The sequence below is a fragment of the Kitasatospora sp. NPDC051164 genome (assembly GCF_044455625.1).
In the GTDB taxonomy this organism is placed as follows: Bacteria; Actinomycetota; Actinomycetes; order Streptomycetales; family Streptomycetaceae; genus Kitasatospora.
Genome location: NZ_JBITFB010000065.1, coordinates 1 through 20198, shown reverse-complemented (window position 1 = coordinate 20198; position 20198 = coordinate 1). Strand labels below are relative to the sequence as shown.

At 69.0% G+C, this 20198-nt stretch carries 22 protein-coding genes and 2 pseudogenes; 13 read left to right on the top strand and 11 right to left on the bottom strand.

Features of this window, described 5'->3' with window-relative positions; genetic code table 11:
- Positions 1-88: 88 nt before the first annotated feature.
- Positions 89-415, bottom strand: a complete 327-nt coding sequence (locus ACIBEC_RS45760; RefSeq protein ID WP_360509274.1) for a hypothetical protein — start codon at positions 413-415, stop codon at positions 89-91.
- Between the two features lie 353 nt (positions 416-768).
- Here ACIBEC_RS45760 and ACIBEC_RS45755 point away from each other — a divergent pair.
- Positions 769-1261, top strand: a pseudogene (locus tag ACIBEC_RS45755) (transposase); the annotation flags it as partial.
- Between the two features lie 10 nt (positions 1262-1271).
- Here the strand turns inward: ACIBEC_RS45755 and ACIBEC_RS45750 are convergent.
- Positions 1272-1502 (bottom strand): hypothetical protein, encoded by a 231-nt coding sequence (locus ACIBEC_RS45750; protein WP_360509273.1) that lies wholly within the window; start codon positions 1500-1502, stop codon positions 1272-1274.
- 707 nt (positions 1503-2209) lie between these two features.
- Between ACIBEC_RS45750 and ACIBEC_RS45745 the strand changes: the two genes are divergently transcribed.
- A complete protein-coding gene (locus ACIBEC_RS45745) occupies positions 2210-2443 on the top strand; it encodes a hypothetical protein (protein ID WP_360509271.1) in 234 nt (77 codons plus the stop codon).
- A 181-nt stretch (positions 2444-2624) separates the two neighbouring features.
- On the opposite strand, the gene ACIBEC_RS45740 is transcribed toward ACIBEC_RS45745, so the two are convergent.
- Both ACIBEC_RS45740 and ACIBEC_RS45735 read right to left on the bottom strand, forming a co-directional pair.
- The gene (locus ACIBEC_RS45740; protein WP_360509269.1) at positions 2625-3323 is read right to left on the bottom strand and encodes a helix-turn-helix domain containing protein; all 699 of its coding nucleotides are present in this window, start codon (positions 3321-3323) and stop codon (positions 2625-2627) included.
- Positions 3324-3457: 134 nt separating this feature from the next.
- Positions 3458-4180 carry a hypothetical protein gene (locus ACIBEC_RS45735; RefSeq protein WP_360509267.1) on the bottom strand — a complete coding sequence of 241 codons (723 nt, stop codon included), beginning with the start codon at positions 4178-4180 and terminating at the stop codon, positions 3458-3460.
- A gap of 117 nt (positions 4181-4297) precedes the next feature.
- Between ACIBEC_RS45735 and ACIBEC_RS45730 the strand changes: the two genes are divergently transcribed.
- Entirely contained in the window at positions 4298-4603 is a 306-nt protein-coding gene (locus tag ACIBEC_RS45730) for a hypothetical protein (protein ID WP_360509265.1), read from the top strand.
- A gap of 102 nt (positions 4604-4705) precedes the next feature.
- Here ACIBEC_RS45730 and ACIBEC_RS45725 read toward each other — a convergent pair whose 3' ends face one another.
- From ACIBEC_RS45725 to ACIBEC_RS45715, 3 genes are all read right to left on the bottom strand, one after another.
- Positions 4706-5404 (bottom strand): hypothetical protein, encoded by a 699-nt coding sequence (locus ACIBEC_RS45725; RefSeq protein ID WP_360509263.1) that lies wholly within the window; start codon positions 5402-5404, stop codon positions 4706-4708.
- Positions 5401-5712 carry a hypothetical protein gene (locus ACIBEC_RS45720; RefSeq protein WP_360509261.1) on the bottom strand — a complete coding sequence of 104 codons (312 nt, stop codon included), beginning with the start codon at positions 5710-5712 and terminating at the stop codon, positions 5401-5403. The genes ACIBEC_RS45725 and ACIBEC_RS45720 overlap by 4 nt, the downstream gene beginning before the upstream one ends.
- Positions 5713-5798: 86 nt before the next feature.
- A complete protein-coding gene (locus ACIBEC_RS45715; RefSeq protein WP_360509259.1) occupies positions 5799-7709 on the bottom strand; it encodes a Helicase associated domain protein in 1911 nt (636 codons plus the stop codon).
- On the opposite strand from ACIBEC_RS45715, the gene ACIBEC_RS45710 reads away from it, so the two are divergent.
- Both ACIBEC_RS45710 and ACIBEC_RS45705 read left to right on the top strand, forming a co-directional pair.
- Complete coding sequence (locus ACIBEC_RS45710; RefSeq protein ID WP_360509257.1) at positions 7693-8022, top strand: VCBS repeat-containing protein; 330 nt, start codon at positions 7693-7695, stop codon at positions 8020-8022. The two genes, ACIBEC_RS45715 and ACIBEC_RS45710, sit on opposite strands and share 17 nt — an antisense overlap.
- A 144-nt stretch (positions 8023-8166) precedes the next feature.
- Positions 8167-10275 (top strand): VCBS repeat-containing protein, encoded by a 2109-nt coding sequence (locus ACIBEC_RS45705; protein ID WP_360509255.1) that lies wholly within the window; start codon positions 8167-8169, stop codon positions 10273-10275.
- A gap of 141 nt (positions 10276-10416) precedes the next feature.
- On the opposite strand, the gene ACIBEC_RS45700 is transcribed toward ACIBEC_RS45705, so the two are convergent.
- Positions 10417-12948: a hypothetical protein gene (locus ACIBEC_RS45700; protein WP_360509253.1), complete on the bottom strand. Its 2532-nt coding sequence runs from the start codon at positions 12946-12948 to the stop codon at positions 10417-10419.
- 340 nt (positions 12949-13288) lie between these two features.
- On the opposite strand from ACIBEC_RS45700, the gene ACIBEC_RS45695 reads away from it, so the two are divergent.
- Together ACIBEC_RS45695 and ACIBEC_RS45690 are read left to right on the top strand one after the other, a co-directional pair.
- Positions 13289-13528 carry a hypothetical protein gene (locus ACIBEC_RS45695; RefSeq protein ID WP_360509251.1) on the top strand — a complete coding sequence of 80 codons (240 nt, stop codon included), beginning with the start codon at positions 13289-13291 and terminating at the stop codon, positions 13526-13528.
- A 178-nt stretch (positions 13529-13706) separates the two neighbouring features.
- Positions 13707-13883, top strand: coding sequence for a hypothetical protein (locus ACIBEC_RS45690; RefSeq protein ID WP_360509249.1), 177 nt, complete (start codon positions 13707-13709; stop codon positions 13881-13883).
- Between the two features lie 109 nt (positions 13884-13992).
- Here ACIBEC_RS45690 and ACIBEC_RS45685 read toward each other — a convergent pair whose 3' ends face one another.
- Positions 13993-14886, bottom strand: coding sequence for an IS982 family transposase (locus ACIBEC_RS45685; RefSeq protein ID WP_360509247.1), 894 nt, complete (start codon positions 14884-14886; stop codon positions 13993-13995).
- A 131-nt stretch (positions 14887-15017) separates the two neighbouring features.
- Positions 15018-15428, bottom strand: coding sequence for a DUF3592 domain-containing protein (locus ACIBEC_RS45680; protein WP_360509245.1), 411 nt, complete (start codon positions 15426-15428; stop codon positions 15018-15020).
- A gap of 164 nt (positions 15429-15592) precedes the next feature.
- On the opposite strand from ACIBEC_RS45680, the pseudogene ACIBEC_RS45675 reads away from it, so the two are divergent.
- From ACIBEC_RS45675 to ACIBEC_RS45650, 6 genes and pseudogenes are all read left to right on the top strand, one after another.
- Positions 15593-15814 (top strand): annotated as a pseudogene (locus tag ACIBEC_RS45675) (nucleoside monophosphate kinase); the annotation flags it as partial.
- A 23-nt stretch (positions 15815-15837) separates the two neighbouring features.
- Positions 15838-16188: a hypothetical protein gene (locus tag ACIBEC_RS45670; protein ID WP_360509295.1), complete on the top strand. Its 351-nt coding sequence runs from the start codon at positions 15838-15840 to the stop codon at positions 16186-16188.
- Between the two features lie 257 nt (positions 16189-16445).
- Positions 16446-17087, top strand: a complete 642-nt coding sequence (locus tag ACIBEC_RS45665; protein ID WP_360509243.1) for a hypothetical protein — start codon at positions 16446-16448, stop codon at positions 17085-17087.
- 340 nt (positions 17088-17427) lie between these two features.
- On the top strand, positions 17428-17814 hold the full coding sequence (locus ACIBEC_RS45660) for a hypothetical protein (RefSeq protein ID WP_360509293.1): 387 nt from the start codon (positions 17428-17430) through the stop codon (positions 17812-17814).
- Between the two features lie 281 nt (positions 17815-18095).
- Entirely contained in the window at positions 18096-18434 is a 339-nt protein-coding gene (locus ACIBEC_RS45655) for a DUF4352 domain-containing protein (protein ID WP_360509242.1), read from the top strand.
- 218 nt (positions 18435-18652) lie between these two features.
- A complete protein-coding gene (locus tag ACIBEC_RS45650) occupies positions 18653-18799 on the top strand; it encodes a helicase (RefSeq protein WP_360509240.1) in 147 nt (48 codons plus the stop codon).
- 240 nt (positions 18800-19039) lie between these two features.
- Here ACIBEC_RS45650 and ACIBEC_RS45645 read toward each other — a convergent pair whose 3' ends face one another.
- A complete protein-coding gene (locus ACIBEC_RS45645) occupies positions 19040-19834 on the bottom strand; it encodes an SMI1/KNR4 family protein (protein WP_360509238.1) in 795 nt (264 codons plus the stop codon).
- Between the last annotated feature and the right edge of the window lie 364 nt (positions 19835-20198).

Here is a 20198-nt window from a genome sequence, read left to right as displayed (position 1 = left end):
AATTGGGACAACGCTATTTCGTGACACCGAAGTTGGGATGGATCGGTCGAACGGTCAGCTCAGCCTCCCTGTCACCGGCCTCGTCGTGCTACAGCACGGCAACGCATGAGCTCAGATCGGCGGCCAGGAAGACCAAGCGCGAGTCTTCGGCGATCTTCACTCGTCCCAAGGCGATTGGGGTGTCACCCGCACGCCGGAGGTTGGGCAATCCCTGTTCGAAGTCCTTGCAGGTGACGATGCCGTCCTCCGCCATGCACTGGGCCCGCCATGCCCAGATGTCCAGAAGCCGGCTGGCAGGCACCGTCGATTCGGCCCACACCCGGAACGAAGCCCCAGCGCGCAGAGCCAGGGCAGCATGGCCGGCGGCATCAGTCTCATGTCGTTCGAGGGCGGCAATCAGGTCTTCGCGATCCACGACGTGCAGTATGACGCTCTGCGGGCGCCCGCAGCCCGCCAGTCCAGTGACCCATACAGCCAGGTATCGCGGAGACAGGCGCTCGGTCTCGCGCGGCACCTACTTCCCAGCTTCGCTGTCACAAACTGGTCTGCTTCCCTGGATCGCTGACACAAGCAGCCGTTGTCCCAACTTCGGTGACAACTGTCCCGACTTCGCTGTCACAGGTCACCGAGGCGGCGCAGCGCCGGGCCGGGGCCACCCTGTCCCCGCCACCTGTCGCGTCCGGACCCCACACAGGGGCTTTCCGGGCATCCACCCACGTCACAGGCCGCGACAACACCCCACACGACAGGACACGCGACAACCCGGCAGACGCGGGCAAGAAGGTGAAGGGCCGCAAGAGGTTCATCGTCACCGACACCCTCGGCCTGCTCCTGACCGTCCACGTCGTCGCGGCGAGCATTCAGGACCGCGACGGCGCGAAGCGGCCGTTGCTGTGGACCAGGCTCGACCACCCCAGCGTCAAGAAGGGCCTGGGCCGACCAGGGCTTCGCCGGCCGCCTGGTCGAGTGGGCCGTTCAGATCCTCGGACGCGACCTGGAGATCGTCCGCAAGGACCCTGACCAGCGCGGCTTCCAAGTCCAGCCGAAGCGGTGGGCGGTAGAGCGCACCTTCTCGTGGCTCACCGCCCACCGGCGCCTCGCCTGGGACTACGAGACCAGCCCGGCTCACTCCGAGACGATGATTCGATGGGCCATGATCGGCATCATGGTGCGGCGACTCACTCGCAAGGCTCCCGTCACACGGCAAGGTCCCAGGCCGCTCACCCGGGTCTCCGCAGTGGGACAGACAGCCGGCTCGTAAGGTCGTCGGCTCAGTCCACATCGTCACCGAGCAGAACCGCCTCCAGTGCGAGCAGCTCCGCATCATCGAGCTGCGGGACGACCCAGCCGTTGGCCTGCGCGTGCGCGATGAACTCCGGGTCGAGTGCCACGTTGTAGTGCTCGACATAGTGGGCCAGGTCCGAGTACCAAAGCCAGCGCCCGTCCGTCAGCAGGTGCAACCCGCCGATCACAGCGTTGTCGGGGCTGAGAACGTCACGCACGGGCGTGGTCGTCGCAGCCAGCAGAGCACCGCTCCGCAGGTACTCGACCAGCTCACGAGCGCTCGTGGACGCCTCGGCCCTGACCGCAGACCGCAGCGACGGTCCGTCTGGGCAACCCTGCTCAAGCTCTCTGAAGTCGCCGACGAAAGGGACTCGCTCACCATTCACCAGAAGAGGCTAGAACACCTCCGCGCCCACGATCGACCGAGATCTCAAACGCGGTCTGACAGGATCACACCCCGGTGCTCGTCACACCCCATTGCCCGTGACGCGCACCGCCAACACCCGCAAAACACGGCAGGAAGCCCGCCGGAAAACCGAGCGGAGGCCCCGCAAAAGCATCCGGAAAACAGGTCGGGAAATCCGCCGGAACGCCTGAAGGAAACACCCAGAAATTCCCCGCTCCCGAAACCCGCATGGCATGCCTACGGCGAACACGCACAGCAACCAAAACCCACCCCGCCAGACACCCGCGGAACAGGCCGCAGCCGAGCCCGCACCGGGCCGCCGTTGGTCCAGCCAACGCCGATCAACCCCCCTGAAATGCCCCAAAACAACCAACCGCCCACCAACAGGTCACACCCCTGGGGAGCATCGGGGAGGGCGCAGGACAACAGCCGGCAACCGGCGCTCGCCGACACGGCCAGCGAAATCCGGCTCAGGGCGCCACCGGCCGACTGCACGCGTGTGCGACCTACGATGAGCTGGTGTCCGACACCGCATTCCCCGCTGACCTGCTCGAACTCCAGCGCCGCTGGTACGCCGCCGAGGCCGCCTGGGCCGCCGACCCGACCGAGGAGAAACGAGCCGCGTTCGCCGCCGTCAGCGCCGAGCTGTACGCCCACTCGCACTGGGCCGAGACGGGAAACCGGCACAAAGCCGAGATGGAACTCAAGCAGGCCACCCGCCCGGACACCCCCCAGGAAACAGCTGCGACCTGACCGCCGGCGAGGCCCCGCCCGACCCGCCCGCGCGGGACGGCCCCCACATCCAGCCCGCCCCACCCACGAGCGGCCGGCACCAGCCGGACGCGAGAACGAGAAGATGGCGGTGGTCGTGGTGGTCGTGGTGTCCACGGCGGTGCGTCTCCTTCGTGTGCCGGGTCAGGCGGGGCAGCTGGTGCTACTCGGGGATCCAGCCGCGGACCTCGAGGTACTGGATGTCGGCGTCCTCGACGGCGCGGCCGGTCTCCACCAGCCAGGCCCGCATCGCCTCGGTGACGTCCCCGTGATGGTCCGCGACCCGCTGCGACCACTCGACGGCGTCGAACCCGCCCGTAGACGCGGAACCGTAAGTGCGCTCCTCGGTGCCGTCCGCGCGCGGGACGAAGCCGCGCCGGATGCCGCCGGAATCCTTCTCCGACCCGGCCGAGTAGACGTACTGGTCAGCCTTCATCCGCACCGTGAACGCCAACCGGCCGCCCACCCGGCCGGTCTCGTCCACGACCGGGGCGAGGTGGGAGGCGCCGGAGCGGATGGCCTGGCGCCCGGCGCGGCCCGCCATGCTCTCGCCGGGCGCGCCGACGACGTCCTTGCCCCGCACCCTCGCCTTCTGCCCGGTCCTGGTACGGCGGCGCTCCACGTTCTCGCCCGCGATCCCGGCCAGCGCCTCGGTATCCCGCTCCCCGCCGCGCACCGCCCGCACCACCTGGCGCAGCGCGTTCACGAACGCCGCGCCCTTGCCCCTGGTGAAGAACTGCGAGACGAGCGAGGCGTCACGGCCGAGGATCCGCGCGACCTGCCGCTTGGTGTAGCCCTGGTCGATCAGCTGCTGGGTGAGGCGGGCGGCCTCGTTCGGCTGGTTCACGTCAGCGGGACTCACCGGTCACCTCCCGGGTGCGGACTCGGACGGGCTGTCAGTTCCACAGGGCGATCTTGTTGGCCTTCGCGGCGCTGGCTGCGCGCGGTCGGGGTACGTGTCGGTCGCGTCCATGGCACGGCGGGCGCCACTTCTTCTCAGAACCAGTGGGGGCGGTAGGCGCCGCCAGCACGGGTGGGGCAGTCGTCGCCGGGCCGCATCGGCAGATCCCCCGCCGCGAACGCGGCTTCAATCTGTTCCGGCGTCATCTCGTGTCCGCCGACGGCGGTGAACTCCCATTTGTTCGGCTCGGCCTCCCGCCAGCCGTTCGGATCCAGCTCGTACACGCGGCGCACTGCCGAGTCCACGGCCACGATCGCGTACCTCGCCTCGGCACGGACCTTCTGGCCGATCGGCCAGATGCCCCGGTCGATGTCGTACTGGTCCTTGCCGCCGACTTCTCCGACCCGCCCGCGCGGGTCCTCCGGGTACATGCGCACCCGATCCCGGCGGGAGATCACGACGGCGACCCTGTCACCGAGGCGGACATGACGGAAACGCTGCTCGGCCGCCTGTCTGCTGATGCCCAGCGCGTCACCGATCTCGGAGAAGCTGGCGCCGTAGTACAAGGCGCTGCGGACGTCGCCGTCCATTCCTTCTTCGACGAGTCGGCGCAGGTGCTCGCCGACCGCGAGTGTGGCCAGCCGAGCCGCCCTCCGCTGGTCGTCCGACAAGTCCTGGTCGTTCGGGTGGAAGGGCGGGTTGTGGTGGTCCAGGCCCGCCAGCTTCAGGGCGGAGGTCCACTCCAGCTCCTGGACGGCTCCGCGGAGGTACCCGAGTTCCATATCCGAGGGCAGGCGACGCTCCATCTCACCGGTCATGAGGCAAGCATGCCTTGCCCCCTTCTGGATCGCAAGGAAGCAAGACATGCTTGCCTCCTAGTCCGGCCAATATTCCAGCTGTAGATCTTGATGTCGTCGGGCATCAGGATGGTGCTCATGACTGGTGATCCCTTGCATGTGTCCCTTGATGAACTGCGCAGGTCCTTCGATGTGCTGATCCGTCACGTCGAAGGCGCCACGGCGGGCGGTGCCGTCGTCCTGGACAAGGACTACTTCTGGTCGATCCCGTCCGACGAGCTGTACGACGTCGCGAAGGTGCCAGGCAACCTGACGATCGGGCAGCTCACCGAGTCCTGGCAGCATCTGCAGGAGCTGCTTGCCAAGGAAGATCGTGCTCTGGGATACCACCTGGTGTGGTTCGCCGACGTCCTGCGGGCGATCGGCCAGGACCTCGCCGCATAGTCACCCACCGGAGTAGGCCGCGATTTTCATGCCTGCGTGGTGGCCTGTTGCCAGGAGCGCCGGAAAGAGGTCGCGAATGGGGCTCAAGACCGCCCAGCCCTGCTACGCCGGCGCGGCGACGGCGGCCGGCCGCCCCGTACCGACAGCGCTGTCGGGGACGGCGGAGGTGACGGCGCCGTTCTCGTCGGGCAGCCACAGCCGGGCGGTACGCGCCCGGTAGGCCGCCCCGCGGCCGGACGAGCGGACCTCGACCTCGCGGCCGACCAGCTGGCCCCAGCCGTCGCCGAGCCCGGACCACCGCCGACCGGTGACCTCCAGACGCAGCGTGGAGCCGGGCCAGGGGCGGCCGTGGCAGAGCATGACGGCGCCGGTGCGGCGCAGGTGGGCCTCGAGGCGCTCGGGTGGGCGGACCATGAGGACGGTGCAGGCGTCGGCCAGGGCGGAGACGACCTCGCCGAAGTGCTGCTCGCCGACCTGGTCGGCGACGACGAGGCGCTGCAGGGGCAGGCCGTAGCCGGCTGCGGCGGCGAGCCCGAGGTGAGGCAGGTCTACTGCGGCGGCCCAGCATGTGGGGTCGGTGGTGAGGGGGCCTGTGGCGAGTGCGAGGAGCAGGGAGGTGTCGTCGGTCTCCACGGCGGTGCCGCGGATGAGGCCGCCGGCCGGCAGGAGTGGGGCGAGGGGTTCGAGGACGGGGAGGGTCTGGGCGGCCTCGCGGCGCGAACGGGCATCCGGCGAGGTCTGTTCCAGGAGATCGGCCAGGCGCAGGCGGCGCTCGGCCTGGGGCTGGGCCGCATTGGTCACGGGCGGACCGCCTCGTCGCGAACCGCACCGTCGCCGGCGGCGGCGGCGGCGGCGGCCGGGAACGACTGGGTGGCGGCCACGTCCCCGGTCTGGGGCAGCGGGCGCACGACGGCGTCGTCGACGATCACCCAGGCAGCGTCCTTGTCCTCGCCCCACCTGGCGTAGACGATCCACGGCAACCCGGGCCCGGGCCGGCGCCGGACGGTGACCAGCGCGGAGCGCCACGCGCCGCCGGTGCGCAGCCAGGCCAGGCGCCAGCACGATTCCTCGGGGGCAGCGGCGGGGTCGGGGCGGGTGGTGTCGGTCATCGCGCAGTGCCTCCGGAAGTCGGGGACGGGTACGGGCGGCCGTCCCGGCCCGAGGTGGGCCGGGACGGCGGGGTGTACGGGGCGGGTCAGCCGGTGACGGTCTCGGCGTGCCGGTGGAGGGCGTCCAGGAGCGCGGTCTGCTGGTCGGTCAGCTTGCCCTCGGCGCGGGCCTTGTCCTGCTTGCGCAGCCAGGTGCCGGGCCGGAACGCCGGGTCGGCTTCGCCGCCGGTGCGGTTCGCCGGGCCGTCCAGGGTGCCTCCTGCGGCGAGGTAGGCGAGCAGGCGGCGGTACGACCTGTTCCAGTCCGGTTCCAGGCGCCACAGCTCGTCCAGGGCGTCGAGCTTGGCGACCTGGTCCTCGGTGAGGCCTGTGGCCTTGCGCTGGCGGCGCATCCACGCACCCACCGCGTAGTCGTCCAGCTTCGCCGTGGCGGGGATGGCGAGGTGGCCGTGTTGGTGGTGGAAGGCGGCCGCGTAAGCGGCGCCGCGCTCCCAGGCGTTGGCGTTCTTCGACCAGATCATGCCGAGCGCGTCCAGCTCGCTGACGCGGGCCGCGTCCAGCAGGTGCTGGCCGTGGAGGTGGCGCTGGCGGGTGAGCCAGGAGATCAGCTCGCCGTGCCTGGTCTTGTCGGTGGGGTCGAGGTGACCGTGCTGGAGGTGGAACACCGCCGCGACCGCGTGCATGCGCTGCCACTCCACGGCGCGCGGGTTGAACGCCCGCAGCTTCACGGTCTGGAGGATCCGGGCGACGTGCTGCTTCGCGTTGATCCGCAGCCACTCGATCGGCGACTCGACCGGGGCCGGCTGCTGCTCGCCCTCCCCTGCCGAGGTGGCCTCGCCCTCGGCCGGCTTGGCCGCGGTGGTGTGCGCGGTGCCCTGGGAGCGGGAGGCGCGCAGCTCGGTGATCCGGCCGACCACCCGGGCGTCGTGGGCGGCGAGCGCGCGCAGGACCCGCCAGATCGTGCGGAAGGAGCTGGCCTCGATCTCGGCGTCGGCCTCGGCCTTCACGGCCTCGCCAGCGTCGTGGACCTCGGCCGGGTCCGCGGCCGCCGTGTCGTCGCCGACCTCCGGCGTCGGCAGGTAGACCGGGACGATGACCCAGGACACCTTGTCCTGCCGGTAGGACTGGCGCAGCGCGCGGCCGACGGCCTGGACGATGTCGATGACCGAGCTCTTGGGGTCGGCGAAGCAGATGGCGTCCACGGCGGCGACGTCGATTCCTTCCGTCAGGAGCCGGCTGTTGCAGAGGATTCCGCACTCCTCGCCGTCCTCGCCGGTGTGGGCCTTGAACTCGGCGAACGCGGCCTGGCGCTCACGCAGCCGGTCGGTGCCGGCCACCGCCCTCGCCCAGATCCGCTCCGGGCGCTCCGCGTCGGGCAGCAGCTCCGAGGCCTCCATCAGGGTGCTCGCGAACTCCCGCGCCGCCGACACCCGGGAGTGGAACGTGATCACCCGGCGCAGCTCCAGGTCCGCGACCGCGCGCAGCACGGCGATCTGGAGGGCGAGGCGCAGCAGGTCCTCGTTGCTTCGCTGAGAGCGGAGGTCGGCGACGGCCGGGAGGTTGAGCAGGTCGCGCAGGTCCTCGTCGGTGACGACGGGGACCAGGACACGGTAGTCGGCGAGGTCGCCGTGTTCGATGCCCTGGCCGAGGGTCCAGGTGAAGCAGGTCTTGCCGTATATGCGCTCGTCGTCCATGGAGCAGATGACGGGCAGCTTCTCCGCGCCGTCGCTGCCGGCGTCGGCGAGGTCGGCCAGGCCGTCCTTCGCGCGTCGGTCGTCGGCGATCCGCGGAGTCGCGGTGAAGTACAGCCGGCGCTTCGCCGGGACCTGGGCGTCGGTGTGGACCGCGGCCCAGGCCTTGCCCTGCGAACCGGCCGTACGGTGGGCCTCGTCGATGACCACCAGGTCCCAGGCCGGCAGGCCGAAGTCGCGGTGGGCCTGGACGATGCGCTCCAGGCTGGCGTAGGTGGCGTACAACTCGATGAGCCAGCTCGTCACGCCCGGTGACCTGAACGCCGACGGTATCAACGACCTGGTCGCCAGGGACGAGAGCGGCGACCTCTACGCCTACCCGGGCACCGGCGCCCTCAACGGCACCAACACCCTGGGCGCCCGCGTGAAGATCGGCTCCGGCTGGAACTCGATGACCAACCTGGTCGGCGCCGACCTCAACAGCGACGGCACCGGCGACATCGCCGCCGTCCAGGCCGCCCCGGGCAGCACCGGCAGCTTCTACGTCTACCCGGGCACCGGCTCCATCAACGGCATGAACATCCTCGGCGCCCGCACCCAGATCGGCACCGGCTGGTAGTCGAACCGACACAGCGTCAACTCTCCCCAGGGGCATAGGGTCGGTCACGGCATCACTGATGCACCGACGGCCCTGTGCCGCCTTCCGCAGGACGAACTTCCGGGCCGACGAAACATTCCAGGCACGGTGAGAGGACGAGCCCCCATGACCACCCCGCCCCGCCGCAAGACACGAGTACGAAGTGCAGGCGCAGTCGCCACGGCACTCCTCTCACTGACCGTGGGAGCCGCGAGCAACCCGGCCTCCGCCACCACCGCGACCACCGTCCCCGACGGGGCCGTCGCGACCTACAACACGGTCACCCGAATCGGCACCGACGGGCTGGGCTTCCAGTGGGACAACGGCCGGGAGGCTGCCCGAGCAACCACCTTCGAGTCCGCGCACCCCTCACTCAAGCGCACCGGCATCAACGGCGTCCTCGCCGCCACCGACACCTCTGCCCGCGCCCTGTGCCACCCGTCCAACATCACCGGCGCCCAGGGCTTCTGCTGGTCCGCCCAGGACGACGGCACCTCGTCCTGGGTCCCGCAGGGCCTCACCGGCTCCGGCGAGTCACCCCAGGCGCAGACCCTGGTGAACGGCCGCAAGGTGCTCATCGCCAGCTGGCACGGACCCTCCGACAGCGCGGAGCGGATCACCTTCACTGATGTCACCGACCCGGCCCATGTGACGTACAAGCACGCCCTGCTCGTCGGCCTCGCCCAGGACGGCACCACCTTCACGGCGCTCGGCGGTCACGCCAACTCCGTCGTCTGGTCGGGCAACCGGCTGTACGTCGCGAGCAGGGGCGACCGCCTCGACGTCTTCGACCTGAACGACATCTGGCAGATGGACGACACCTCCGACACCGCGGTCGGCGTCGACGCCAACGGCAGGACACACGCCGCCGGCCACACCTACGCCCTCCCGCGCGTCGGCGCCTACACCTACACGGGGACGGGCTCGCCCGGCGACTGCGGCGCCTACGCGGGTGTCCCCCAGCGCCCCTGCCTCACCTCGGCCTCGCTCGACCTCACGGGCTCCCAGCCCGCCCTGGTCACCTCCGAAGGCGACCCGCACAAGGTGGAGGGGGACTTCGGCAGGGCGAGTGCGCCGATCGTCCGCTGGCCCATCGACCCCGTCACCGGCAAGCTGAAGGCCGACGCCTCGGGCCGGGTCCAGGCCTCGGACGCCTTCGCCTCCCCGATGGGCGGCGTCCAGGGCGTCGCCATGAACAACGGACGTTTCGTCATGGCGGGCCCGTGCCCGGAGTTCGTGGACGCCTCGCACGGCGGCACCAACATCCCCAGCTGCCTCTACCACGCCCGTCTCGGCGAACCGGTGCGCCTCGTCACCCGTACCGGCGTCAACATCGAGAACCTCTCCTACTGGCCCGGCACCGACGAGCTCTGGATGGCCAACGAGAACGACTACAACCGCATCGTCGTCCACACCACCTGGCCCGCTCAGCCCGCCCCGGCGGGCATGGTCAACCTGACCTCCGCCGACTTCACCGGCGACGGCAGGAGCGACCTCGTGGGCACCGAGGCCGCCACCGGGAAGCTGTGGCTCTACCCGGGCAACGGCAACGGCTCCTTCGGAGACCGCATCCAGATCGGCTCCGGATGGGGCTCCATGGGCATGATCGCGGCCGGCGACGTCACCGGCGACGGCAAGGCCGACCTGCTCACCGTCGACACCGGCACCGGAAACCTGTACGTCTACCCCGGCACCGGCACTGCGGCCGGAATGAGCACACTCGGTGACCGGACGCAGATCGGCTCCGGCTGGAACGGCATGCGGGAGGTCACCGTCCTGGACGTCGACAACGACGGCAAGCCGGACGTGCTGGCCATCGACCGCAGCGGCGCCCTGTGGGTCTACCCCGGCACCGGAGAACTCAACGGCAGCTCAACTCTCGGAAACCGTAGCCAGATCGGTGCCGGCTGGGACAGCATGTCCGAACTCACCAGCCCCGGCGACCTGAACGCCGACGGCAAGGCCGACCTCGTCGCGGTCGACCGCGACGGAGTGCTGTGGGCCTACCCGGGCAACGGCTCCATCAACGGAACGAGCACTCTGGGCAACCGCGTCCAGATCGGCACCGGCTGGGACAGCATGCGCCAACTCGTCGGCGCCGACTTCAACGGCGACGGCAAGGGCGACCTCGACGCGGTCCAGGCGCCCACCGGCTCCACCGGCGGCCTCTACTTCTACCCGGGCACCGGCAGCACGGCGTTGGGAGCCCGCACCCAGATCGGCCAGGGCTGGTAACCGGTCCGAGAGCCCCCTTCCGCCGGACTCGACATCGCCACGGCCGACGACGGCACCGACGTTGGGGGACCTCCGGTGGTCGCCTCCGCCCTCGCACAGGCTGGCCACCTTCGCCTTCCCAGCGGCGGCTGGCGGTGATGACTAGGTCGGCCAGGGAGACCGGTGGCGGGTCGCCGCCGTCGGCGGGGGTGGGGTGATGGTGACGGGATCGGGAACGGTGGTGAAGGAGTAGAACAGCCAGGGTTCTCCGCTGCTGGCGGTGGCCTCACCGTCGGCGTCGGCCGGTCCGGTGGTGCGCGCGGTGGTCGTGGTGGTCTGGTTGACAGTGCCCATGGATGTGTTCCTTGTCGGGGCGGGGGTTATCGGGTGGCGTCGGCGGCGTCGTTCAGGACGAGGTAGCCGGTGCGGATCTCGGGGGCGCCGAGCGGCAGGTCGGCGGGGTCGGGGGTGGTGATGGGCATCTGGTGCCAGGTGCCGTCGGCGGCGGCGGGTTCGGTCCAGCTCCAGGTGCCGGTGGCGGTGGCCGGCTGGGGAAGGACGGCGGTTTGCGGGTCGGGGGTGGTGGCGGCGAGGAGGGGGCCGGTGCGGAAGCAGACGGCCATGCGGGCGAGTGCCTGGTCGGTGTACTGCTGAGGGACGTGCACGCGGGCCACCGGGAGGATGTCGGTGGTCGTGGACGGCGGCCCCGGGGTCGAGCAGGAGCGTGGCGGTGGCGGTGCTGGTGCCGTGGAAGGCGAGTTTGAGGCGGTCTCCGGTGCCGATGTGCCGCAGGTAGTCACCGGCGGTATCCGCGGGTTCGACGGCGGTCTCGAAGTGGGCGTAGTCCTCGCCCAGGATGTAGCCGACCAGGCCGTCGTCGGTGGCGGTTGTCTGTCCGAGGCGCACGGTCCATTCCCAGTCGGGCATGTCGGGGGCCGGGGGGCTCAGGATGTCATTCCAGCCGACGGAGGTGCGGGCGGGTCCGTGCAGTTGCAGATCGAGACGGGCGCGGACCAGGGCGAGGGGACGGCCGAGGAGGAAGCCGAGGCTGGTGTCGTCGGGTCCGTCGGGGTCGATGGTGGCCAGGGCGTCATCGAGCATGCCTCGGAAGGCATCCAGCGCCGCGGGCCCGCGGCGGATCTCGGCGAGCAGGCGGTGGGCGTGGCCGGCGATGTCGGCGAGCTGGTCCAGGGTGGCCACGGGGGATCCGGGCAAGGGAGCCCAGATCACCGCCTTACTGCCGCCTGATTGCAGGATGGTGCGCAGTTCACCCCACAGGTGTCCGTCGGGGGCATAGCAGACCAGGGTTTTGTCGAGGCGGTTGTTCAGCAGCCAGGCCCAGACCGGGTCGGCGGCCGGGGTGAGGTCGATGGGCTGGTCGATGGTGTTGTTCAGGAAGCCGAAGTGGAGGCGGGCGGGCTGCAGGAGGCGGGGGGCGAGTTCGACGAAGCGGTCGGCGTCGGTGGACTGGACGGGGTGGTCGGGGACCATGGAGGCCGGGCGGCACAAGCGGAAGTGCTGGGGGTTGCCGATCTTGCTGACGGTGCGGCCGAAGCGGTCAACCACGGCGAGTTTGGTGAAGGCGAGCTGGCCGGAGCGCAGTTCGTAGAACGGCGATGAGGTGGAGGGCTGCCCGGGGAAGGCGGAAGCCTGGCCGGGGTAGGGCGTTTCGTGGTCGCCGTTGCCGATCAGGTCGGCGATGGGCCCGGTGGGACGCAGCGTGGAGCGGGGGTCGCGCTGGCTGATGCCGGTGGTGAAGCCTTCCAAGCGCTGGGAGAGAACGTCCATACTGCGCAGCTCCTCGCGCAGGGCGGGGATGAGGCCGTCGGGCAGATCGGTGCGGCCGGCGGCGTAGGCGGCGAGTTTGCCGTCGGTGTCGTGGCCGGCCGTGGGGGTGAGGATCTGGCGGCCGGTGAGGATGACGGGAGTTTCGGGGACGGTTCCGCCCTGCCACCGGTAGCGGCTGCCGTCGAAGTGCCAGCGGTCGGTGCCGTCGGGGTCGCGGTAGGTGAGGGGGACGTATTCGGCTTCCCACATCAGGTACAGCGGCTGCCAGGGCCGGCGCCAGGCTTCGGTGCCGTAGGCGGGCAGGGGGCCGGTCGCTCCGGTCAGGTCTGTTCCGGTGTGGCGGGCGCGGGCCAGGATGAAGAACTCGGTCAGCAGGGCGGGGATGGCGATGTCCTCGGGCAGGCCGGCGGTGTTGACCTTGTCCACGTCGCTCTGCACGGTGGCGGCGGTGATGGTGCCGACGGCGGTGACGGTGCCGTCGGCGGTGCGGCAGGGCAGGGCGGATCCGCGGGTCATCGGCGCGTGCAGGTGGGAGCTTTGCAGGAGGACGACGGGGTCGGCGGCCTGCTCGAACATCTCCCGCGGGACGCGCTGGAGGGTGTGGCCGGCGCGCATGCCCTGGTCGGCGGCGTAGCGGGCGGCGGCGGCCTCGAGGTCCTCGGTGGCGGTGGGCCAGGGGATCTGTTCGCGCAACCCGTCCCGGCGCGAGGTCAGCGCGGCCACCTGGCCGGCGGCGCCGTGGGGGATGTTGGAGTCGAGTTCGTCGCGGATCCGGTCGCGGAAGGCGGCGGGCTGGTGTTCCATCAGCGACAGCGCCCACAGCACGTACAGACGCTGCTGTGCGCTGGTCAGTTCGCGTTCGGCCTCATCGTGTTCGCCCTGAAGGCGGTTGAGTTCGGTGACCACGGCCGCCCGCGATCGCGCCAGAATGGCAGGACCGGACCAGCAAACCCGACCGGTTCAAGCCCTACCTCGAACAGCGCATGGCCGAAGGCTGCACGAACGTGTCCAGGCTCCACCGCGAGCTGGAAGAACGTGGAGCACGCTGCAGCTACAGCACCCTGCGCGACTACATTCGGCCGCTACGACCCGAGCGTTCGGCCGCGGGGAACACGCCGCCGCCGGCTGGATCACGCGCCACCCCGACCACCTGCGCGAGGACGACCAGCCGCAGCTCAAGACCCTGCTGGCCCGCTCACCCGAACTCACAGCCGCCGCCGGCCACGTCCGCACCTTCGCGACCATCATGACCAACCGCGAAGGCGACCGGCTGCCGCACTGGATCGCCGACGTCTGCGCGGACGACCAGTACGGCCTGGCCGGCTTCGCCACCGGACTGCTCCCCAACCTCGACGCCGTCATCTACGGCATGAGCACCCACTGGTCGTCCGGACCGGTCGAGGGCCGCGTCAACGACCTGAAGCGCTCAAGCGCAGCATGTTCGGCAGAGCGAAACCACCCCTACTGCGCAAACGACTCCTCCTGATCGCCGCCAGCCGCCGACCACAGACCGTCACGGCCCGCTGATCGACGTCACGGAATCCATGCCCAACCACAAACGACCAGCCGCCGCCGGCAGACCGAACCCAGTCGCGGTGGCACCGGCCCCTGCGGGATGCTTGGGTCGTGCGCCTGAATATCGAGGGGTTACCCCGCTGCCGCGGATGCTCTTGCTCAGCGAGTTCCTGCTCCACGCCGACTTCCAGGTCGAGCTGGACGCACCGGTGTTCGTCGCGGCGGGCGACCGGGTCTCCTACGAGGACGGCGGTGTCGTGGTGGCTCGCTCGACCGGTGAGCAATATAAGCACCCGATCCGCGACAGCTACTGGATCTGCCGATGATGGCGACGGGCTCGATGCGCATCGCCATCTTGCAACCACCGGCGTGGCTGTGGGAGACACCGAGCGATTCGCTGGCTCGGGCCCTGCTAGACGAGTAGATCCGATGTGATCAGTGGTCATACGCGGTCAGCGAGCGCGTGACTGGTGCGCCGATCTTGTTGTTGTGCCAGATGCCGGCGGCCATCGCGAGGACGCGCTGGGCGACTCGGATCGCGACGCCCTCGAAGGTCCGCCCGCTGTGTTGTTCCAGGTCGAGCTGCCCTTTGAGGGTGTCGTTGACCGACTCGATCAGCTGGCGGACCTTCTTGAGGATCGGCTCGCCGTAGCGCTTCTTCTCACGCTTGAGGGAGAGCCGCAGCAGTTCGATGCCGAGTTCGGCGAGGTCCTTCTCGAACGGTTTCGAGGCGAAGCCTTTGTCCGAGATGAGCAGGATGCCGTCGCGTCGGGCGACCAGGTCGGCGTCGACTTCGAGCATCGCGGCCAGGACCTCGCGCTCGCCGATCTTTGGGTTGGCGAGGGCCCACATGATCGGCATGCCCGTCGGCGTGCAGACCAGGTACAGGCGCAGGCCCCAGAAGAAGCGGGAGTGGGACGCGCAGTAGCCATAGCCGGCCCAGCCGGCGAGGTCCGAGCGCTGGACAGTCGGGCGCGACATGCCGCACGACACCGGGGTGGAATCGGTGATCCACACCGTGTCCGTCCAGAAGTCGCTGTCCATGGCCAGCTCCCGGATCATGCGATTGACCAGCGGCAACGCCGCGCGCAGACGCTTGTTGTAGCCCGCGCGCTGGGGCAGGTACGGGAACATGCCGCACAGGTGCTTGCGCGCGTAGCGCAACCAGCGGGCCTCGGAGTGATAGCCGAGGAGCGCCTGCGCCACCGCGAGGCAGACGAGTTCGGAGTCGCTGAGCAGCGGAGGCCGCCCCATCCACCGCGTCCCTCCGATCTCGTCGTCGATCTTCACGTACAGTGCGGTCAAGAGGGTGTTCAGGTCGGTCGTCACAAACTGATCTTGGACACTCTCACCCCTTCGACGGGGCGGAACTTCGGATCTACTCGCTCGGACGAGAGAGCGCGCAGGCGGCACGGAACAAATGGACGGCGCTCGGCCGCCACCGGGGAGATGAGCCACGGTCAGGGCGCGGCACTGCCCCACAGTAGTAGGGCCGCGGAGCCGCCGATCAGCAGTGTGATGAAGCCGTACACCCACGGATTGGCAAGACCGTCGAAACCGAGGATGACGATGGCTTTGGGCCAGCTCGGAAGGTAGGCGAGTTCGACCTCGTCGTCCGGTTCGAGCGAGCAGGAGTGCGGAGTGCCGGTGGCGCTCTCCGCCTCCACCCGCGTGCCGTCCGGGAGCTCGAAGCGGACCACCGGGTGGTATTGGAGGTCACCGTCCCCATCGGTGTCGGTCCGGACGTAGAGCACCCGGCCGACGGTGCGGACGCCGCGGCGGCGAACCTGGTGCACCCTGTAGGTCTCCCGGGCGCAGAAGCCCGCGCCGATGCCGAGCAGCGCTCCGAACGCGAGAGCGACAGTATTCATGGAACCGGAGCCTAGACGCAGATCCGAAGTGATCAGTGGTCATACGCGATCAGTGAGCGCGTGACTGGTGCACCGATCCCGTTGTTGTCGACATCGAGCATCGCGGCCAGCACCTTACGCTCGCTGAGCGACATGCCAGGCGGAACTTCGGATCTACTCGTCTAGTGCCGCGCATCAACCTCGGCGATCTCATGCGCGCTCACCTCCGCCAGGGCACCGACCTGGGGATCCGATCCGCCGAGATCATGAACTCAAGCAGGCCACTCCCGGACGAGATCATCAATAAGGTCGTCCGGGACCACCTGTGCCAGGCCCCCACAGCTTTCCTCCTCGACCGGTACCCGCTCAACGCCGACCAGGCGCTTGCTCTGGACGAGTTGCTCCACGAACTCGACACGCCCTGGACAGCGTGGTGCGCCTGCACCTTCCCGAGCAGGAGGTGGAGGGCCGCGTCCGCCACCAGTCCGCCCGTCGCCTCTGCCGTAACGACTCGGCCCACGTCTACGAGCCAGCGGTGGACACCCTCGACGTCGATGACGCCTGCAATGTCTGCGGCGGTGAGCTCTATCAGCGTGAGGACGACAAAGAGACAAGCATCCGCGGCCGGCTCAGCAGTTACGAAGCGATGGTGGAGCCCATCATCCGGCACTACGCAAGGCAAGGGCTCCTCGTCACGGTCGACGCTGTCGGCACACCCGACGAGATAGCCAGTCGCGCGCTCACCGCGCTGCGACAGCATCAGGCATCCACCCGAAAGTGACGGAGCGTCACCCAGCGCACGGAAGCACGATCGGTTTCACGAAATCCGTACCTGAACCCTGCAAGTGGCCCCACCGAGGAACGGTTTAGGTTGGCCCCACCTGCCGGCCGGCGCGGTGAGGTGTCGGCGGCAACTGCGTCTGCACGCCAGTACGACCGAAGGTGCTCAGCTCTTCCTCTGGTTCCGGGTTCGGAAGAGGCGAGATGCTCGGCGTAATCGAGAGGCGATACGGGCAAGCGTACGGAACACTGCGCCAGGTGATCGTGATACAGCCTGTTCTGGAGATCAACACACCCGAGGGCTTCGACCTATGGCCTATCGCTGGAGTCGAGCCGTTCGCCTTCCTGCCCCTGAACGGCGAACTCTCACCCGCCGAGGTCGGGACGGCGATGATGCGCATCATCGCCTGCAACGACATCGATCCTGACGGTGACCGCCTGCCACGGCCGACTGGCCCGCTCCAGTCCTTCCTTCATGGACTGCTGACCTTCGACAACCTCTACGCGGCCGGTGGCCTGCGAGTCACCGACCACTCCACGGGGGTCACCTTCCTGCCCGGTTGCTGCGACGGACTGGAAGACTGGCGCGACTGGCACGTTTTCGTCGACGGCGGCAGCCTGCTTGGGTTCGGCCACGAGCCCGTGTCCCCGGTTGCAGAACGTTTCGGCGACACCGTCCGGCTCACCGTCAACGCCGAGCAGAGTGGCAGCCCGGTGATCGAGCTGCCCATGACCGAGCTCCGCCACCTGCTCGCTGGCGTCGAGCGCGACCTGACCAACTTCCTCGTGCTGGCGACCGCCTGGATCCATCAGCAGATGCCCGAGCATTCGGGTCCGGTCGTTGCCGCCCTTGCCCGCGTTCTCGACCTGCCTGCGCCGGCCGTGCCGCCAAAGCCATAGGGCGGCCGACGGCGTCGGCTGGCGGGTGCGGCCCGGGATGTTGTTCGTGTGTTCCGGCCTGGGCAGATTCAGGTGTCTGCCCAACAGTGGGGGTGCACTCGTTTGGAGTAGTGCGGGATTGACCGGGCTCTGGCAACCGCATCACGCTGTGTGAGTTCGCAGTCACGGCCGTGTCAGGAGGCCGAGAATTTGCAGCGCGTTGAGTTGTTCGAGCGGATCCGCCGGGACAAGAGGCTGAAGAACGCCTCGGTCCGGGAGTTGGCCCGCCGTTACTCGGTCCACCGCCGGATGGCCCGCCAGGCCCTGGACAGTGCGTTTGCCTCCGAAGCGGAAAGAGCCGGTGACCCGCCGCTCCGCGCTGGACCCGGCCAAGGGCTGGATCGACGAGATGCTGCGGGCGGACCTGACGGCGCCGCCGAAGCAGCGGCACACCAACAAGCGGATCTTGGCCCGGCTGCGGGACGAGTACGGGTTCACCGCGGACGCCTACACCACCCTCAACGACTACCTGCGGGTGAGGCGTCCTCAGATCAAGGACGAGGCGGACCGGGCTCGGATGCTGCACGAGGGCATGGTTCCCCAGTCCCGCCGGCCCGGAGAGGAGGCCGAGGCGGGGCGTCGGCGTGCCGGTCGGCGCAGCATTCCTCGAACTGGGCCTGTTCCAGGGCTTGCTGGATGTTCTCCAGGGTCATCCGGCCGCCGGCGGCGGACCCGGCTGGCGGCCTAAACCCGGCTGGACGCGGTTGTACTGCGGGCGGCTTTGCTGGCGCCGAGGATCGTCCGTATGGCGACGTTAAGCAATTCGGTCGTTCGAACGGCCGGGGTAGTGGCTGGTCTTTCGCTGGTCGCGCTCTCCGGTTGCACTTCTAGTCACACGACAACCGGTCCAGCGAGCTCGGCGCCTTCTTCCAGCAGTAGCGCTGTGGCTAGCACCAAGGGAGGGCCACAAACGTACAAGATCGGGACGCCAGTCGAGGTCAAGGACGACCAGGGCAGTACACGGAGACAGTGAGCCAGGCTCACTACACCACTCAAGGTGGGAACAGCGTCTTCACTGCCCAGCATGGTGGCTGGCTCGTCGCAACGGTGGACATCACGGTGGTGTCGGGCAAAACGTCGTTCAACCCGCTGTACTTCACACTCATCGCTCCCGATGGTTCTCGGTGGAACGCCGACGCGACGGCCGGCGGCTACACACCTGCCCTGGCATCCGGAGATCTCTACGCCGGAGACAAAACCCATGGCTACCTCGCCTTCGACGCCCCGAGCACAGCATCGGGGTCAGGCGCGAAGATCGCGGCGACAAGTCCTCTCGGTGATGCGATCGTCTACTGGTCGCTTTCGTAGGACGGTGTGAAGCAGGCGGTCTTGACGCAGCGCCGACTACGGCGTCGGGCGAGGACGGCTTCGAGGACCAGGTTCCGCGCCCAGCGCGCGGTGGGCGGCTGGCCGTCGCAGGCGCGGCGACATCGTCGAGCGGTCGACCTCCACCATCAGCACCGGCACCCCGATTGCTTGAGCTTCATCTCGGCCTCATGTCGGTTCCCCACCGTCGCCCAGTAGGAGTGGGCGTACAACCCCTGCTCCTGGACGACGGCACCACCGTCCAGATCAGCCTCGGACTCTTCGTCGCCAACAGCCGCGCCAGGCGCGCGGACATCCCCACCGAACGCGCCGCACGACTCACCGAACTCGGCATGCGCTGGGAGTAGCTCGCGCATCCCCCAAGGCTGGCCGTCGAGGTGCAACCCGGCATCGTCCGGCCCGTCTGAGGCGAAAAAGGGCCAGGTCAGGGGTGCAACTGTCCAGTCTCAATGAAGTGAGTCGCCTACGGTCGGGCTGACCTGCGCGGACTGGATTGCGTGAGACAGGCTCGATTCAACTAACGCAGCCGCTGCGGGAGAGGCAAGTACAGCGAAACGTGGTCCCCGGTGCGGCCCCGCCGGCTGCTCCTACTTGCCAAGGATCAGCGAGTTGGGTGAGAAGCGCATCCTGTCTTCCTGGGCAACGACGTCGTCGAGGTCGGTGAAGTAGAACGACGCCGTCGTGCCGGCCACCACGTCAAGGAGGAACTGGCTGCACGAGGCCGGATAGGCCTCCCAGAGCGGACCGCGCCCCTCGTTGAGGATGACGGTCCATTCCTCCGGCTCGACACCGGGCCGGACCAGCCAGTACAGGAAGTGTCCCGCACCTTCCACGTACCCCCAGGGCACGAGCCTGGCGTTTCGCTCATCGAGTTCCGACGGCTTGTCCTCGCCCGCTTCCCAGAGTTCGGCGAGGATCTCCTCGCGTTCCGCGGTCTGGTTGACCAGGTCGTACATCGCGTCCGGACAGCCTGGTTCCAGCAGCCAGAGCACCCCGGCGAAGAGGCCGCCGCCGTAGGCCTGGACGAGCCGTTTGTAGTCGGCTGGCAGGGCAATGCCCAACGCCTCCTCCACGGCGGCCCACTCCGCGGTGCGGCGGTCACCGCCAGGCGGCGGGCAGAGACGGAGAAGTGGTTCGGTATGGCGCAGGCTCCGCGCCGTCTGTATGTCGCTCGGTAGGGCACTGAACCGTGGCGGAGTCCTGGTGGCGTCCAGTACCACCGCGCGTATCTGGTCGCCGACCGCGGCGCGGGGAGTGTCCGACCGCCATGAGGGGTGCTTGGTCTGGTCGATGAAACCGTCGTCCCCGTCCACGTGGACGGCGGTCCCGGCTGGGGCCACAGCCGTGACGACCACGTCGTACTCGTAATGATCAGCAAGCATGACGTCCAGCCTGCACCATGTCGGCAGGCAGGGAATACAGCGGGTAGATGGGCCGGTCCCCCGGCGCGCACCCCCGCCTAAGTTCACTGAGACAGAAGGCTGAACGCCTGGGTTCACTGAGAAGGCGACTCGACTGAGCGAGACAGGACATCTGCCCGGTGGCCTGCGGCCACTGCGTGACCCTGGCTTTATAGGTGAGTTGTGGGATCAGGCACACATTCCGTGACGACGATCAACGGCGTTCTGTCACGGTGAAATCGCGTCATGTGAGAGGACGTTAAGTCCCTTTACTCATGGTTGGGGATCGCTCGTTCGTGTGATCGTTCGATGAACTGACGCGCTGGCCGAGGTGTAGGTGATGTTG